Source organism: Nocardia sp. NPDC019219 (assembly GCF_040632645.1).
Lineage (GTDB): Bacteria > Actinomycetota > Actinomycetes > Mycobacteriales > Mycobacteriaceae > Nocardia > Nocardia sputorum.
In genome coordinates this window covers 144,590-160,002 of the sequence record NZ_JBEYCG010000020.1, presented here as the reverse complement: position 1 = coordinate 160,002, position 15,413 = coordinate 144,590, and the positions used below count along the sequence as shown (strand labels likewise).

Sequence of the window (15,413 nt, the reverse complement as noted above, 5' to 3'; positions counted from 1 at the left end):
TCGGGTGTCGGGCTCATCAGCGGTTCGCCGAAATGCCGGTGCGGCAGGCGCGGGCAGACGGATGTGTTCACCCCGCAGCGGCATCTCGGCGAACCGCGCGCGGTCAATCCGACACGGTGAGACCGATGGAACGCGCGAAGGCGGGCGCGAGATCCATCAGTTGCGGGCTGGTGATCGTCGCGCCGCGCAGGCTGTCGAGCCCGTCGGTGATGTCCAGCGCCGTCGCGCCGCGCAGGTCCACCTTCGCCGAGCGAACGTTGCGCAGCGAGAGGCGGACGAGTTCCGAGCCGGGCACCGCGATGTCGGTCAGGGCCGCTTCGGCGAAATCGCAATCGCGCAGCACACAATCGGTGAAGGACACCTCGCGCAAGTGGGCGCCGCGGAAGTTCACCGCGTCGAACTTGCAGCCTTCGAACCGCACCCGCCGCAGATTGGCGCCCGCGAAGTCGACGCCCGACATCGCCCCGGAGACCACCTCGCCGTCGATCCATGCCGTGTCGGCCAACTCGGTGCCGATCCAGCGGACATGACGCAGCCACACATCGGCGAACCGGCTGTAGCGCAGACTCCCCCGGGTGAAGGTGGTCGAGGTGAACACGGACTCGCTGAACCGCGCGTGCCGCACATCGAGGTCGTCCAGCACACCGCCGTCCACCCGGACGCAGTCGTAGTCGCCTTCCGCCTCGAGGTCGCCGTCCGGCGCGGTGAGGTATCGCGCGTACGGCAGGTCGTCGAGATCGCGCGCCATGCACTCCTCCAGTTCGTCACGAAGATGGGCCGGTGCCGAGTATCCCGGTGCGCCACGACAAGTTCGGCCGCCGATCATGTGACCACCCGCCGCCGACGTCCAGGCGGGCGGCGTGGGAGAGCAGATAGCGCCTCTTGCCTCGGCTGGTCAGTGGTCGAACTCGAGCCGTTCCCAGCCCAGTGCCGTTCGCCAGCCTCCGCGCTGGAATGCCCAGTCCTGGACAGCGCTCACCACGGTCTCGAACGCGGGAGAGTGAACGCTGTTCCACGGAACGTCGTCGCTTACGGTGGCACGGAAATGCGCATCCGGTCCTCCGTCGCGAAATTCGACGATATAGCCGTGCCCCTGTTGTGGATCCACTTGTTCATCGAGGTGAACCTGGATGTAATAGTCGCCGGATTCGGGGCCGCCGAGCCGGTCGACGATGACGAACGGCACACTCAGGTTCATGTCCGCGAGGATGTCGTGCAGCTGCGTCTCGGAAGGATTCTCGATCGTTCGGTAGGAATCTGTCGCTACGACTCTCGGCGATGTGGTCTGGTCTCGAGTCACTCCGAGCAGGGTACGGATCCAGCGCTTGCCTCACACCTGTACCCGGTGGCGCATGCCGTGCGCGTCAGCGCTCTCGCTGCAACTGGGCGAGCCGGGCAAGGGCGGGTAGCGCGGCGCTGAGAGCCTGCCGGTGTGCGGGGCTGAGCTCACGAACCATCGGAGCCAGGTGCCGGACCCGGTCGTCGTGGCGGGTTTGCCGCACCCGCCGGCCCGCCTCGGTGAGATGCACGATGAAGGCCCGTCCATCGTCGGGGTCACGGTGGCGCTGCACCAGCCCGTCGCGCTCCAAGCGCGCGATGAGTTGCGTGATGCCCGGCTGGGTCAGCTGCTCGGTCTCGGTGAGATCCGTCAGCCGCGCCGGGCCCCGCTGAGCCAGGGTGTCGAGCACCGACAGCGTGGTGAACGGGAGCTTCTCCCGCACCGGGATGCGGATATAGCCCCGGTTGAAGTCCTCGATCGCCGCGGCGAAGGCGGCCACGTCGAAGTCGTCGATGTCGTCCACACGCCCAACTATATCCGGCACTTATAAAAGTTGCTTAAATAACATGCTTATGTAAAGTGGAGCCCGGACGGCACAGGAGGCCCGATGAGCGACGGAACCGGTGAGGCGCGACCCTTCCCTTTGACGCCGACGAGGATTCACGTCCCCGACAGTGTGCTCACCGACCTGCGGCAGCGCCTGGATCTGACCCGCCTGCCCGACGATGTCGGCAATGAGGACTGGTATTACGGCGTGCCTCGCGGCTATCTCCAGGAGCTCGTCGACTACTGGCGCGGTGGATACGACTGGCGCGCAGCCGAAGCCGAGATCAACACCTACCAGCATTACAAGATCGAAATCGACGGCGTTCCAGTGCATTTCATGCGTAGGCCCGGCGTCGGGCCGGATCCGACGCCGCTGATACTGACACATGGCTGGCCCTGGACATTCTGGCACTGGTCCAAGGTCGCCGACCTGCTGGCGGATCCAGGGGCGCACGGCGGTGATCCGGCCGAGGCGTTCGACGTGATCGTGCCCTCGTTTCCCGGCTTCGGGTTCTCCAGCCCACTGAACCGCCCCGATCTGAACTTCTGGAAGGTCGCCGACCTCTGGCACACGCTCATGACCGATGCGCTGGGCTACGAGAAGTACGGCGCCGCCGGTTGCGACGTGGGAGCCCTGGTCACCGCGCAGCTCGGCCACAAGTACGCCGACGAGTTGTATGCCATCCACATCGGATCCGGACTGAAACTCGACTTCTTCAACGGCGATCGCGCCTGGGACTTCAGCGGCGGCATGCCGATTCCCGACGGCCTGCCCGCCCAGGTGCGCGCCCGGATCGTGGAGTTGGACAAGCGTTTCGCCGTCCATCTGGCCGCCCACCTGCTCGCCCCGAGCACCCTCGCCCACGCCCTGTCCGATTCACCGGCGGGCATGCTGGCATGGATCCTGGAACGTTGGATCAAATGGAGCGACAACGGCGGCGACATCGAAACCGTGTTCAGCAAAGACGATCTCCTCACGCACGCCACGATCTACTGGGCCACCAACACCATCGGCACCTCGATCCGCCTCTATGCCAACCACAATCGCTACCCCTGGACGCCTTCGCACGACCGTCTGCCGGTGGTGCAGGCCCCCACCGGCATCACCTTCGTCGGTTACGAGAACCCGCCCGGCATCAGCACCGCCCAACGCGTCGAACACTTCCGCACCGGTGACCGCGCCCAGTGGTACAACCATGTCAACCTCACCGTCCACGACCATGGCGGGCACTTCATCCCGTGGGAGATCCCCGGCCAATGGACCGACGACCTACGCCGCACCTTCCGGGGTCGTCGTTGACAGGCGAGAGGAATTCGGCACGCCGATGCGAGCGGCCGATCGGGCCCGAATCAGTCCGCGAGCCAGGCGAAAGCGGCTCGGTCGTGCCCTCGCCCGGCGCCGGATCGCCGCGCCACGCCGGGGAATCGGCGGCCGATCCGGGCAGGCGGCACGCACGGAGCCGGGGGTGCGCCAGGTGTGCACCACCGGACGGCGCATTGCGCGGGCTCGCCGACCCGGCCTGTCGGTCGGAGACGCAGGCGGGTTCGCGGATGCCCGCATCGCCGGCGTGCCGCAAGATACTTCGCGTCCGGGCGCAATGCCGATATCGACCAGCCACGGCGGAACCACCGACCGGTTATCCCCGGACACACATCGTCCGGTTCAGCGCACGACAGCGTGCACGTCGGCGAATGCGGTGAGACGGTCGGCGATCCGCGCGGTCGTCGCGGCGTCGCCGCCGAGCGCGATCCGCATCCGCGCCGTGCCGGTCGCCGGATCGGCGGTGACGGTCAGCTCCCGGATGCTGCCGCCGAAACGGCGTGCCACCAGCGCCAGCCGCACCAAGGTGCCGGACGCGTCCGCTACGCGCAGCTCGAGAACGCGCGTGCTCATCGCGCGGCCTGCCCCGGGGCGGCGTCGGCGACGTCCGATGGCGGCGGATCGTCGGCGTCGTCGAACAACGGGCGCAGGTCCCGGGCCGCCATGATGAGGTCGTTGCCCGCCCCGGCCGCGATCATCGGCCACACCTGCGCGTCTGCGCCGACGACGAAGTCCACGACCACCGGGCGGTCGCGCACCGCTCGCGCGACCGCGATCACCCCGGCCACGTCCTGCCTGCGCTCGCATCGCAGGCCCACACAGCCCAGGGCCTCGGCGAGCGCCGCGAAATCCGGGATCCGCCGGGAGTGGGTGGCCAGATCGCTCTGCGAGTAGCGCTCGTCGTAGAACAGGTGCTGCCATTGCCGGATCATCCCCAGGTGGCCGTTGTCGATCACCGCGACCTTGATGGGGATGCCTTCCACCGCGGCGGTCGCCAGCTCCCGGTTGGTCATCTGGAAACAACCGTCGCCATCGATCGCCCACACCTCCGCGTCCGGAGCGCCCAGCTTCGCGCCGATGGCCGCGGGCACGGCGTATCCCATCGTGCCCTGCCCGCCGGAGTTCAGCCAGGTGCGGGGTTTCTCGTAGTCGATGAACTGCGCCGCCCACATCTGGTGCTGGCCGACGCCCGCGCAGAAGATCGCGTCGGGGCCGGCCGCACGGCCGAGTTCGGTGATCACGAATTGCGGTGCCAGCGCACCATCGGCGGGCCACTGGTAGCCGAGCGGATAGTCCGCGCGCAGGCGGTTCAATCGCGCCCACCACGGCGCGAGGTCCGGCAGTGGTTGCGGATACGCGCCGATGGCCGCGTGAAGTCGTTCGAGCACCGCGCGGCAGTCGCCGACGATGGGCACGTCGGCCCGGCGGTTCTTGCCGATCTCGGCCGGGTCGATATCGGCGTGGATCACCGCGGCGCCGGGTGCGAACGTCCGCGGATCGCCGGTGACGCGATCATCGAAACGTGCGCCGAGCGCGATCAGCAGGTCGGCTTTCTGCAAGGCCGCCACCGCCGTCACGGTGCCGTGCATGCCGGGCATGCCCAAATGCTGCGGATGGCTGTCGGGAAACGCGCCACGCGCCATCAGCGTGGTCACCACCGGTATTCCGGTCACTTCGGCGAATGTCCGCAGCGCCTCGGCCGCTTCGGATTTGATCACTCCGCCGCCGACGTAGAGCACCGGCGCTTGCGCCGTGGCGATCAGGTGCGTCGCGGCGGTGATCTGCCGCGGGTTCGGCGTCGTCACCGGGCGGTAGCCGGGCAGGTCGATGCGCGGCGGCCAGTGGAAGATCGTCTGCGCGCGGAGCACGTCCTTCGGGATGTCGACCAGCACGGCACCGGGCCGTCCCGTCGCGGCCAGGTGAAACGCCTCCGCCAAGACCTTCGGGATGTCGGCCCCGCGCATGACGAGGACGTTGTGCTTGGTGATCGGCATCGTGATGCCGGTGATGTCGGCTTCCTGGAACGCGTCGGTGCCCATCACCGGTGTGCCCACCTGACCGGTGATCGCGACCACCGGCACCGAATCGGCCTGGGCATCGGCGAGCGGGGTGACCAAGTTGGTCGCTCCCGGCCCCGAGGTCGCCAGGCACACGCCGACCTTGCCGGTTGCCTGGGCGTAGCCGGTGGCCGCGTGCCCAGCGCCTTGCTCGTGCCGGACCAGGACGTGCCGGATCCGCCGCGAATCCAGTAGCGGGTCGTAGACCGGCAGGATCGCCCCACCCGGGATGCCGAAGACGACCTCGACGCCGAGTTCCTCCAGCGCGCGGACCACCGCCTGCGCGCCGGTGATCCGTTCGGTCGTGCTCGGCACGGGTCCGGGGTCGGGACGGTGGGTGCGTGGCGCGCTACGCCACGCAAGGGATGAGTTCACGGGAAAACTCCGTTCTACTGCGCCGCTACGCGTGAATGCCGCTGGGACGAAGCGGTTTTCGCGCACGCTGACGCCGATGATCGAGGAGAAAGCCGTGCCCGGAACGACACACCGGCTGGTTCCGGCAGGTCTCTCTGCCGTGGATGTGTCGCGGGCGTCGCCCGGCTCGCGGTCCGCGGTCCCGTGGTGAGGACGGACCGGCCTGGCACGGCGCCTGATGGGGCGCGCGTGCGGATCATGATCTTAACCGGACTCACAGGCCCGGCTCCGAGCGCGGGGGCCGTTGCCTCCCCAGGCGCGTGGGCCGGTGGGTCAGCGCAGCGTGCGAATCCAGCGGCGGGTGTCGGCCGGATCGATGACGTCGTCGACTTCCAGGACGGTCGCGGCGGTGAGCGCCTTGCCGTTGGCGTAGGCGAGCTGGACCAGATTGTCGAATGCTTGCTGCCGCTCACCCGGATCCTCGATGGCGGCTAGTTCTTTGGCGAAGCCGAGGCGGACCGCGCCCTCCAGACCCATGCCGCCGATTTCCCCGGTCGGCCAGGCGACGACGAACCGGGGCGCGCGGAACGAGCCCGCCGCCATGGCTTGGGCGCCCAGACCGTAGCCCTTGCGCACGATGACGGTGCCCAGTGGCACGGACAGTGCGGCGGAGTCGATGAACAGGCGACTGAACTTCGTCACCGTTCCGTCCTTCTCCGCCTCGGGGCCCACCATGAAACCCGGTGTGTCACAGAAGGAGACGATCGGCAGGCCGTGCGCGTCGCACAGGCGCAGGAACATGCTCAGCTTGTCCGCGCCGGGAGCGTCGATCGCCCCGCCGTGATGGTGGCAGTCGTTGGCGATCAACCCGAACGGCCGTCCCTCGACCCGGATCAGTGCGGTGACGATTCCGGCCGCCCAGTCGCGTCGCAGCTCCAGCACCGACCCGACATCCGCGACGGCTTCGATGGCGGCACGGATGTCGAACGCGCGCAGCCGGTTCTCGGGGACGACGTGCCGCGCCAGGCGCGGGTCGGGCGCGGTCCAGTCCTCGGTGGCGCCTTGGAAGTAGGCGAGATAGCGACGGGCGGTGGCGACCGCCTCGGCCTCGTCGGCGGCGACGATGTGCACGACACCGTTGCGGCGCTGAACCTCGACCGGACCGATGTCCTCCGGGGCGTACACGCCGAGCCCGCCACCCTCGATCATGGCGGGGCCGCCCATGCCGATGTTCGCGTCGGGCGTGGCGATCACGACGTCGCACATGCCGAGCAGCGCCGCGTTACCCGCGAAGCAGCGGCCGGACACGATTCCGATCAGCGGAACCCGGCCCGCGAGCGCACCCATCGCGCGGAAGGTGGTGACGTCCAGTCCGGAGATGCCGGGATAGTCGGTGTCGCCCGGTCTGCCGCCGCCGCCCTCGGTGAAGAACACCACCGGAAGCTCCTGTTCACGAGCGAGTTCCAGCATGCGATCGGTCTTGACGTGGTTGCGCATTCCCTGGGTGCCGGCCAGCACCGTGTAGTCGTAGGACAGCACGACCGCGCGCGAGCGATCAGGACCGAATCGCTCGGCGTCGATGGTGGCGACGCCCGCGATCAGTCCGTCGGCGGGTGTGTTCGCGATCAGATCCTCCTGGCTGCGGCGCAGGCGCTGCGCGGCGACGGCCAGCGCGCCGTATTCTACGAAGCTGTCCGCGTCGACCAGGTCGGTGATGTTCTCCCGGGCGGTGCGCCGCCCGAGCCGATGACGTTTCGCGACCGCCTCCGGCCGCGCTTCGTCGAGGCCGACGCGGTGCCGGGCGTGGACTTCGGCGAGGTCGGCGCGCACCGCGTCCAGGTCGATCGCGGCGTGTTCCGCGACCGCGCCGTCGTGCTCGGCGGCGACGAAGGTCAGCAGCGGCGCGTGCGGATCGACGACCGCGCCGACCGCCACGACATGGCGGCACACCCGCAGGTCCTGCTCGGCGCGCACCACGTGCTGCATCTTCATCGCTTCCAGCACCGCCACCTCGCCACCCGCCGCGACGAGGGTGCCGGGGTCGGCGAGAGCGACCACCGTGCCGCCCATCGGCGACCGCACCGCCTCCTCGTCGCCGGCCAGCGTCACCTCGGCCGCCGCGACCTCGTGCCCGACCGGCGCGAGGGGCAGGGCATCGGCGAGATCGCTTGCGCGCCGGACCAATTCCTCGACATTCTGCTCGAACCACGTGGTGGGCACCACGCGGCCCTGCGCCAGGTCCGCCAAGACCGCGCGCAGCACGGCGACGTTCGTGTCCACGCCGGTGACGACGGTCTCAGCCAGCGCGTCGGCGCACCGGCGCAGCGCGGCGGGATAGGAGGGACCGGCGGCGACGATCTTCGCCAGCAGGGAGTCGAAGCGCGCGTCCTGCCGCATTCCGGCGTACGCGGCGGTGTCGACCCGCACCCCGGCGCCGGTCGGGGGCGCGAATCGGGTCAGCGTGCCGGTGCCGGGCAGCACGTCCCCGCCCGCGGTGACGGTTTCGGCGTTCAGGCGCGCCTGCACCGCGTAGCCGCGGGCGGTACCGGGATCGGGCAATGCGAGCTCGGCCAGCGTGGCCCTGCGGGCGAGATCGCATTGCACCGCGACCAGATCGATCCCGGTGACCGCTTCGGTGACGGTGTGCTCGACCTGCAAGCGCGGGTTCACCTCGAGAAACCAGGCCTCCTCGCCGCGGACGAGGAACTCGACGGTGAGAACGCCGCGGCAACCGACGGATTCGGCGAGCCGGACGGCCCAGCGGTGCAACCGCTCCCGCGACACGGAGGACAGTTCGGGAGCGGGCGCCACCTCGAGCAGTTTCTGCTGCCTGCGTTGCACGCTGCAATCACGATCGCCGACGGCCGCCGCCGCCGCGCCGTCCGCGACGATCTGGACCTCGATGTGACGCGCTCCGGTGACCAGCGCCTCCGCGTAGACCCCGTCGTCGCCGAATCCGGCCAGCGCCTCCGCGCGGCAACGTTCGAAAGCCTCCGGCAGGCGCGCGGCGTCGCGCACCGCTCGCATACCGCGTCCGCCACCCCCCGCGGCAGCCTTCACCATCACCCCGTCGGGGTGCGCGGCGAGCAGGGCCTCGACCGCGGCGATGTCCGCGCCGCGGCGGGTCGCCGGGAGTACCGGGACGCCCGCGCGCTCGGCCGCCGCGCGCGCCGCGGTCTTGTCCCCGAAAACTTCCAGCGCTTCCGCCGAAGGACCGACGAACACGAGCTCGGCCGCCGCGCATGCCGCCGCGAATTCCGCGCTCTCGCTGAGGAATCCGTAGCCCGGATGCACCAAGGCCCCCGGCCCCGCCTTCCGTGCCGCTGCCACGACCGCCGACACGTCGAGGTAGGCGGCGGCGCCGACGCCGGGCAACGCCACCGCGTCGTCGGCCAGGCGGACGTGCAACGCGTCTCGTTCCTCGGCCGTATGCATCGCCAGGGTGCGCCAACCCTGTTCCCGGGCGGTGCGCACCACGCGAACCGCTATTTCTCCCCTGTTCGCCACGACGAGTTGCATGCCGCCCAGTCTCGTTGACATTGACGTCAACGTCAATATGCGTCACGATGTCCTGCGTGACCCAGTCCACCTGGTCGGTGCGTGCCGCGCGGGAGCGCTCGCACACCTCCCGGCACCGCGACCTGCTCGACGCCGCGGCCCGGGTGTTCGCCGAGCGCGGCTACGACAACACCACCGTCGCCGCGATCACCGCGGCCGCGGGCGTCTCCCGCGCGACGATGTACGTCTACTTCGCCTCGAAAGAGGAGATCTTCCTCGCGCTGGCCGAGCGGGTCCGCGACGATTTCCTCGCCGCCCAGGAGCCGGGCATCGAGGACGACGATCCGCGAAGGATGTTGCGCGCCACCATCGATTCCTTCGCCACGGCGGTCGCGGCGGCAGGCCCCTTGCTGCGGCTGATCGACGAGCGCGGGGCGGTGGACCCGAAGGTCGCCACGCTGGCCGAGGAGATCACCGAACGCCCGATCCGCCGCTTCACCCGATATCTCCAGCGCCAACTCGACGCAGGCCGCGTCACCCCGGTGACGACGCCGCGGGTGATCGCGGAAACCATCGGCTACACCTTGACCGCGGGTGTGCTCGCGCGCCGCACCGACGACGAACCTGCTCGCGCCGAGTTTCGCGACGCCATAGGGAAGGTCGCGGAGACTCTGCTCGGTCTCTAACGCGCAAGACGCTTCCGGCTCCGGGCCGGAACGGGCATTCCGTCGGAGAGTTGCGGGCTGGCTCGGACGAATGGACACACCGCCGAGCTACCATCGCGTGCTCGTTCCGGGGCAAGAGGCCGCGCGCGGCGAGCACCCGGCGCCGTGGCCGAGTCCGGCGGCGGGAATGCGCTACTCCTCTATGTGCGTCTACCCGTCGCCGCTGCCCGGCCCGGTGGGCCGGATCCCCTCCCGATGGCACGTCTCCCGCACCGGCCGCCGACATCATGGGCGCCTACTACCCGCGAACCGCCCTGCGCGCGTGGTCCGCGCTCGTGGCGGACACCTCGTCGTGCCCGCCGCATATGAGGCGATCGGCGGCGCTCAGGCGCTGCGGATGCCTTCCAGCGGTCGTGCGGCGGTCGGCGACTTCTCGGACCGGCTGAAGGTCAGCACCCCGTCCTCGAGCGCGCCCTTACGCAGCAGTTTGCGGTCGCGGAAGTAGTTGTTGATCACCTGCCAGGGACCGTTGGTGCCTTGCCGGGGCATGACCGCGTCGCCGCGCTGGATGTAGCCGGAGGTCAGCGCCCCGCCCATCACCGAATCGGCGCCTCGGTCGCGCTCGGCGGCGACGGCCTCCACCCGGGTGAAGCCGTGCTTCTTCATATGGTTGAGCACACGGCAGAAGTACTCGGCCGCCAAGTCCGCCTTCAGCGTCCAGGAGGCGTTGGTGTAGCCGAGCACCATCACCGCGTTCGGCACGCCGTCGAGCATGGTCCCCTTGTAGACCACCCGGTCGCGGGTGACCACCGGCTCGCCGTCGATCTCGAGTGTCAGGCCGCCCAGCATCTGCACATTCAGGCCGGTGGCGCTGATGACCAGGTCGGCGGGCAGTTCCTCGCCGGAGACCAGGCGGATGCCCGTCTCGGTGAAGGTCTCGATGCGGTCGGTGACGATGGACGCCTTGCCGCTGCGCAGCACCTTGAACAGGTCACCGTTGGGCACCACGCACAGCCGCTGGTCCCACGGGTTGTAGCTCGGGGTGAAGTGGCGCATGTCGATCCCCGGGCCGACCTGCATCCGCACGGCCGCCAGCAGCAGCTTCTTGGCCGCTTCCGGATTGGTACGAGAGAGTTGGAAACTCGCGCGCTGCAACGCGATGTTGCGCGCGCGCCCGATCCGGTAGGCCAGCTTCTCTGGCACCTTGGCGGCTTTCATCCCCACCGCGACCGGGTCGTCGGCGGGCAGCGCGGTGATGTACGTCGGCGAGCGCTGCAGCATGGTGACGTGCGCCGCCGCGTCGCTCATCGCCGGGATCAGCGTGATCGCGGTGGCTCCGGAGCCGATCACGACGATCCGCTTGCCCGTGTAATCGAGGTCTTCGGGCCAATGCTGCGGGTGCACGATCTGCCCGCCGAAGTTCTCCTCGCCGGGGAACCGCGGCCGGTAGCCGTTGTCGTAGTCGTAGTACCCGGTGCAGCCGACCAGGAAGTCGCTGGTGTAGACCTCGGACTCGCCGGTCTGCTCGTCGAGCGCCTCGACGGTCCAGGTTCCCGTGGCACTGGACCAGCGCGCCGTGGTCACCTTCCGGCCGAACCGGATGTGCTCGGTGACGCCGTACTCCGCGGCGGTCTCCTCGATGTACCGGCGGATGTGCGGCCCGTCGGCGAGGACTTTGGTGCCGTTCCACGGGCGGAAGCCGTAGCCGAAGGTGTACATGTCGGAATCGGAGCGGATGCCCGGATAGCGGAACAGGTCCCAGGTGCCGCCGATGGCCGTCCGGCGCTCCAGGATCGCGTAGCTGCGTCCGGTCTGCTCCTTGGTGAGATGGCAGGCCATGCCGATTCCGGACAGCCCAGCGCCGATGATCAATACGTCGACATGCCGCGTCATTGAGGTACTCGTTTCGTCCGATCCGCCTCGCACACCTGAGGGTGCGTGCTGAGCCCAGATTACGTGTGATTCGTGGTTACGTCTAGTCACGAATAGTGACACGGCCGGACACCCGAATAAAAACCGGGCTGGTTGCAAACCGTGACCCGGCCCGGCCGAGCGGCCAGCATGGACCACTGCGGCAAGCCCACCGGGCGCACCGCCTCGATCTGTCCGTTATCCGCGCGGCCGCGCTCTCCGGAAGGGAGTTGGCTCAGCATGAGCCTGTCGTTCCACTGGTTCCTCCCCACCTACGGCGATTCCCGCGGCCTGATCGCGGGCGGGCACGGCACCTTCATGTCCGGCGACCGCCCGGCGAGCCTGCGGTACTTGAACCAGATCGGCGCCGCCGCCGAGGACAACGGCTTCGAGGCCGTGCTCACGCCCACCGGCGCATGGTGCGAGGACGCCTGGCTGACCACCGCGATGATGGTCGAGACCACCGAGACACTGAAATTCCTGGTCGCCTTCCGCCCCGGCCTGGTCAGCCCGACCCTCGCGGCACAGATGGCGGCCACCTTCCAGCGGCACTCCAAGGGCAGGCTGCTGCTCAACGTGGTGACCGGCGGGGAGCCACACGAGCAGCAGGCCTACGGCGACTTCCTGGACAAGACCCAGCGCTACGCCCGCACCGGCGAGTTCCTGCACGTCGTGCGAGAGCTGTGGACCTCCACCGAGCCGGTGACCTTCGAGGGCGAGCACATCCGAGTCCACCAGGCACTGCTGGCCAACCGACCGGACCCGGTGCCCCCGGTGTTCTTCGGCGGCTCCTCCGAACCGGCGGGCCCGATCGCGGCCCGCTACAGCGACGCCTACCTGACCTGGGGCGAGCCGCTGCTCGCGGTGAGCAGGAAGCTGGAATGGATCCGCCGTCTGGCGGTGGACCACGGCCGCGTCCTCGACTACGGCCTGCGCGTCCACGTGATCAGCCGCGACACCTCCGAGCAGGCCTGGGCCGAGGCCGACCGCCTGCTGGCCGGCATCGACCCCGCCGACATCGAGCGGGTGCAGAGCAATCTGGCCCGCAGCGAATCCGAAGGCCAGCGGCGGATGAGCGAACTGCACGGCGGCAGCACCGACCGGCTGGAGATCGCGCCGAATCTCTGGGCCGGTGTCGGCCTGGTCCGCGGCGGCGCGGGCACCGCGCTGGTCGGCTCGCACACCGAAGTCGCCGATCGGCTGGCCGAATACGCGCGTCTGGGCATCAAGCACTTCATCCTCTCCGGCTACCCCCATCTGGAAGAGGCGTACTGGTTCGGGGAGGGCGTGCTGCCGATCCTGGAACGCAGGGGCTTGTGGCGGCATCCCAACCGCGCCGCCCGCGTCGCCGCCGCCACGCCGTTCGCCGCGTCATCGAGCAGCTGAGCGCAACCCCCCAGTTATTCCCACGCGCTGCTGCGCAGCGAGAATGGTCTATCGGTCCGGCACCGGCCGCGACCGACGGACCGTTCGCCTAAGGGAGTCATGACCACCGAATCAGCCCGGCGCTGGCGCCGCCGCCTGCCCGACACCGCGACCGAGGCGGGCGCGCCCACGCTGGCGCGCAGGCTCGGTCGGCTCGATCTCACCGCCATGGGCGTCGGCACCATCGTTGGCGCGGGAATCTTCGTCATCACCGGTGTGGCCGCCGCGGAGAAGGCCGGGCCCGCCATCGTGCTGTCGTTCGCCTTGGCCGGAACGGTGTGCGTGCTGGTGGCCCTGTGCTACAGCGAACTCGCGGCGATGGTTCCGGTCTCCGGCAGCGCCTACACCTACACCTACGCGACCCTCGGCGAAGCACCCGCGTTCCTGGTCGGCTGGAACCTGCTGCTCGAGTTCGTCATCGCGGGAGCCGCGGTGGCGATCGGCTGGTCCGGGACCACGGTGTCCGCGCTGGATTCGCTGTTCGGCATCACCGTCCCGCACGCACTCGTCGCGGGGCCCGCCGAAGGCGGCGTGGTGAACCTGCCCGCCGTACTGATCGTCGCCGCCGTCGTCGCGGTGCTCGTCGGCGAGGTGACGTTCACCGCGCGCATCACCAAGGCGCTGGTCGCGGTGACCATCGGGGTGCTCGTGCTGGTGATCGCCGTCGGCGGCCCGCACGTGAGCGTGGACAATTGGACCCCGTTCGCGCCGTTCGGCATCGGTGGGATCATCGGCGGCGCCGCGATCGCGTTCTTCGCCTTCCTCGGTTTCGACGTGGTCGCCGCGTCGGCGGAGGAGGCCCGCGATCCACGGCGCGACGTGCCGTTCGCGATCATCGGCACGGTGCTCATCGCCACCGTGCTCTACGCACTGGTCAGCGCCGTGCTCACCGGCATGGTGCCGTTCGCCACGCTGAACAACAGCGCGCCGATCGCGACCGCGTTCGGCGCGGTGCGCATCGGCTGGATCGGCGACGTCATCGTGATCGCCTCGATCATCGCGCTCACGAAGGGCCTGCTGCTGATCGTCTACGCGCAGGTGCGGTTGATGTTCGCCATGTGCCGCGACCGGCTGCTGCCCTTCGGTCTCGCGGCGACCGGGAAACGGTCGACCCCGGTCCGGCTGACCGTGCTGCTCGGCGCGCTCGGCGCGGTCATCGCGGGACTGCTGCCGATCGACATCGTGGTCGAATTGGTGAACATCGGCGCGCTGTCGGCGTTCGCGGTGGTGTGCGTGGGCGTGCTGGTGCTGCGTCGGGTGGAGCCCGAACGTGAACGCCCGTTCCGCACTCCGCTGGTGCCCGTGGTTCCGCTGCTCGCGCTGATTGGCTGCGTGCTGCTCGCGACCACTCTGGAGGCGCTGACCTGGGTGCGCTTCGGCGTGTGGGTGCTGGTCGGCATCGCGGTCTATCTCGGATACGGACGCAAGCGCTCCACCCTCGCCGAGCCGCGCCTCGGCGAGGGCCCCGCCCGCCCCTGACTCAGCCCGCCACGAAGAACAGGCCGGCGCCGTAGGCGTCGCGCGCGGAGACGAAGAACCCCTCGTCCGTCTCGCGCACCGGCACACCCGCGTTCTCGATGACATCGCGTGCGACGCGAAGTTCGCGCACGGCGATCGTCATGGCGGCCAGATACGACGGTGCGGGTGCCGGTTCACCCGGCAACACGGCGTCGGCCTGGGACGCGCGCACCAGTTCCAACCGCCCCGCACCCATCTCCAGCACGGTCAGCGGCCCTTTGCCCACGGCGGGCGCCTCCAGGATGCGCCCGTAGCGTTCGACGATCCCGTCGAACTCCGCATCGGCCGCGGCGATCAGCACGGCGGCGATGGCACGCGCGCCGTTCGGGTGCGCGAGGTAGCGCGGCTGGTGCACGTATTCGCGGGTCAGGTGCTGGGCGACGCCGAGCAGGGCCTCGGGCGTCGAGCTCGGGTCCACGTGCACTGCCCGCGCGCGCACCGTGCGAACGCCGTCCTCGGTCTCGACGTCGCGCTCGAGGTCGAGCACGCCGGTGGCACGCAGTCCCGCCGCCAGCAGCTGCCGCCGCGCCGACTCGGCGTCGCCGGTCTCCAGGTTGAGCAGGCGGAAACCTTCGTACTCGTCGGCCATCGCTTTGGTGTGCCAGGGATCCGGTGCGTTCTCGTCCACGATGCCGAGCAATTCGAGATAGGACCCGCCGAACAACACGCACCGGTTGGCCGTGCATCCGGGCGTGGGCGGCTCACCCGGGTGCGCGCTGAGCAGGTGCCGCGAGCGGGGACTCAGCGTGAACCCGAGGTCGAGATAGCGGCGTTCCAGGCCGTCCAGATCGCGGGTCAGGATTCCGGTGTGGTGAATGGCGTCGATCGGTTTCTGCACG

The 15,413-nt window shown here is 69.6% G+C and carries 12 protein-coding genes; 4 read left to right on the top strand and 8 right to left on the bottom strand.

The genetic code is table 11. From position 1 onward, the window contains the following. Positions 1-103: 103 nt before the first annotated feature. From ABZ552_RS29890 to ABZ552_RS29880, 3 genes are all read right to left on the bottom strand, one after another. Positions 104-748, bottom strand: coding sequence for a pentapeptide repeat-containing protein (locus ABZ552_RS29890; RefSeq protein WP_281879872.1), 645 nt, complete (start codon positions 746-748; stop codon positions 104-106). A 147-nt stretch (positions 749-895) separates the two neighbouring features. Further along, the gene (locus ABZ552_RS29885) at positions 896-1,198 is read right to left on the bottom strand and encodes a hypothetical protein (RefSeq protein ID WP_281918253.1); all 303 of its coding nucleotides are present in this window, start codon (positions 1,196-1,198) and stop codon (positions 896-898) included. 166 nt (positions 1,199-1,364) lie between these two features. After that, positions 1,365-1,802, bottom strand: a complete 438-nt coding sequence (locus ABZ552_RS29880; RefSeq protein WP_281918252.1) for a MarR family transcriptional regulator — start codon at positions 1,800-1,802, stop codon at positions 1,365-1,367. 84 nt (positions 1,803-1,886) lie between these two features. On the opposite strand from ABZ552_RS29880, the gene ABZ552_RS29875 reads away from it, so the two are divergent. After that, on the top strand, positions 1,887-3,125 hold the full coding sequence (locus ABZ552_RS29875) for an epoxide hydrolase (RefSeq protein ID WP_357441312.1): 1,239 nt from the start codon (positions 1,887-1,889) through the stop codon (positions 3,123-3,125). 363 nt (positions 3,126-3,488) lie between these two features. Here the strand turns inward: ABZ552_RS29875 and ABZ552_RS29870 are convergent, their stop codons facing one another. From ABZ552_RS29870 to ABZ552_RS29860, 3 genes are all read right to left on the bottom strand, one after another. Continuing rightward, positions 3,489-3,719 (bottom strand): hypothetical protein, encoded by a 231-nt coding sequence (locus ABZ552_RS29870; RefSeq protein WP_357441309.1) that lies wholly within the window; start codon positions 3,717-3,719, stop codon positions 3,489-3,491. Next, on the bottom strand, positions 3,716-5,518 hold the full coding sequence (locus tag ABZ552_RS29865) for an acetolactate synthase large subunit (RefSeq protein WP_357441351.1): 1,803 nt from the start codon (positions 5,516-5,518) through the stop codon (positions 3,716-3,718). Before ABZ552_RS29865 ends, ABZ552_RS29870 begins: the two co-directional genes overlap by 4 nt. A 372-nt stretch (positions 5,519-5,890) precedes the next feature. Next, on the bottom strand, positions 5,891-9,076 hold the full coding sequence (locus tag ABZ552_RS29860) for a carboxyl transferase domain-containing protein (RefSeq protein ID WP_281880947.1): 3,186 nt from the start codon (positions 9,074-9,076) through the stop codon (positions 5,891-5,893). 56 nt (positions 9,077-9,132) lie between these two features. On the opposite strand from ABZ552_RS29860, the gene ABZ552_RS29855 reads away from it, so the two are divergent. Then, positions 9,133-9,741: a TetR/AcrR family transcriptional regulator gene (locus tag ABZ552_RS29855; protein WP_281879864.1), complete on the top strand. Its 609-nt coding sequence runs from the start codon at positions 9,133-9,135 to the stop codon at positions 9,739-9,741. Between the two features lie 363 nt (positions 9,742-10,104). Here the strand turns inward: ABZ552_RS29855 and ABZ552_RS29850 are convergent, their stop codons facing one another. Continuing rightward, positions 10,105-11,613 (bottom strand): NAD(P)/FAD-dependent oxidoreductase, encoded by a 1,509-nt coding sequence (locus tag ABZ552_RS29850; RefSeq protein WP_281879863.1) that lies wholly within the window; start codon positions 11,611-11,613, stop codon positions 10,105-10,107. Between the two features lie 258 nt (positions 11,614-11,871). On the opposite strand from ABZ552_RS29850, the gene ABZ552_RS29845 reads away from it, so the two are divergent. Then, the gene (locus ABZ552_RS29845; RefSeq protein ID WP_281879861.1) at positions 11,872-13,017 is read left to right on the top strand and encodes an LLM class flavin-dependent oxidoreductase; all 1,146 of its coding nucleotides are present in this window, start codon (positions 11,872-11,874) and stop codon (positions 13,015-13,017) included. Between the two features lie 99 nt (positions 13,018-13,116). Beyond that, positions 13,117-14,535 carry an amino acid permease gene (locus tag ABZ552_RS29840; RefSeq protein WP_281918247.1) on the top strand — a complete coding sequence of 473 codons (1,419 nt, stop codon included), beginning with the start codon at positions 13,117-13,119 and terminating at the stop codon, positions 14,533-14,535. 1 nt (position 14,536) lies between these two features. Here the strand turns inward: ABZ552_RS29840 and ABZ552_RS29835 are convergent, their stop codons facing one another. Continuing rightward, positions 14,537-15,412 (bottom strand): VOC family protein, encoded by an 876-nt coding sequence (locus tag ABZ552_RS29835; protein WP_281879857.1) that lies wholly within the window; start codon positions 15,410-15,412, stop codon positions 14,537-14,539. Position 15,413 lies beyond the last annotated feature (1 nt).

What these genes read in the sequence shown, in the direction of transcription:
- ABZ552_RS29850 (WP_281879863.1), bottom strand. Translation starts at nt 11,613, where the DNA reads ATGACGCGGCATGTCGACGTATTGATCATCGGCGCTGGGCTGTCCGGA.
- ABZ552_RS29875 (WP_357441312.1), top strand. Translation starts at nt 1,887, where the DNA reads ATGAGCGACGGAACCGGTGAGGCGCGACCCTTCCCTTTGACGCCGACG.
- ABZ552_RS29845 (WP_281879861.1), top strand. Translation starts at nt 11,872, where the DNA reads ATGAGCCTGTCGTTCCACTGGTTCCTCCCCACCTACGGCGATTCCCGC.
- ABZ552_RS29860 (WP_281880947.1), bottom strand. Translation starts at nt 9,076, where the DNA reads ATGCAACTCGTCGTGGCGAACAGGGGAGAAATAGCGGTTCGCGTGGTG.
- ABZ552_RS29840 (WP_281918247.1), top strand. Translation starts at nt 13,117, where the DNA reads ATGACCACCGAATCAGCCCGGCGCTGGCGCCGCCGCCTGCCCGACACC.
- ABZ552_RS29870 (WP_357441309.1), bottom strand. Translation starts at nt 3,719, where the DNA reads ATGAGCACGCGCGTTCTCGAGCTGCGCGTAGCGGACGCGTCCGGCACC.
- ABZ552_RS29885 (WP_281918253.1), bottom strand. Translation starts at nt 1,198, where the DNA reads ATGAACCTGAGTGTGCCGTTCGTCATCGTCGACCGGCTCGGCGGCCCC.
- ABZ552_RS29890 (WP_281879872.1), bottom strand. Translation starts at nt 748, where the DNA reads ATGGCGCGCGATCTCGACGACCTGCCGTACGCGCGATACCTCACCGCG.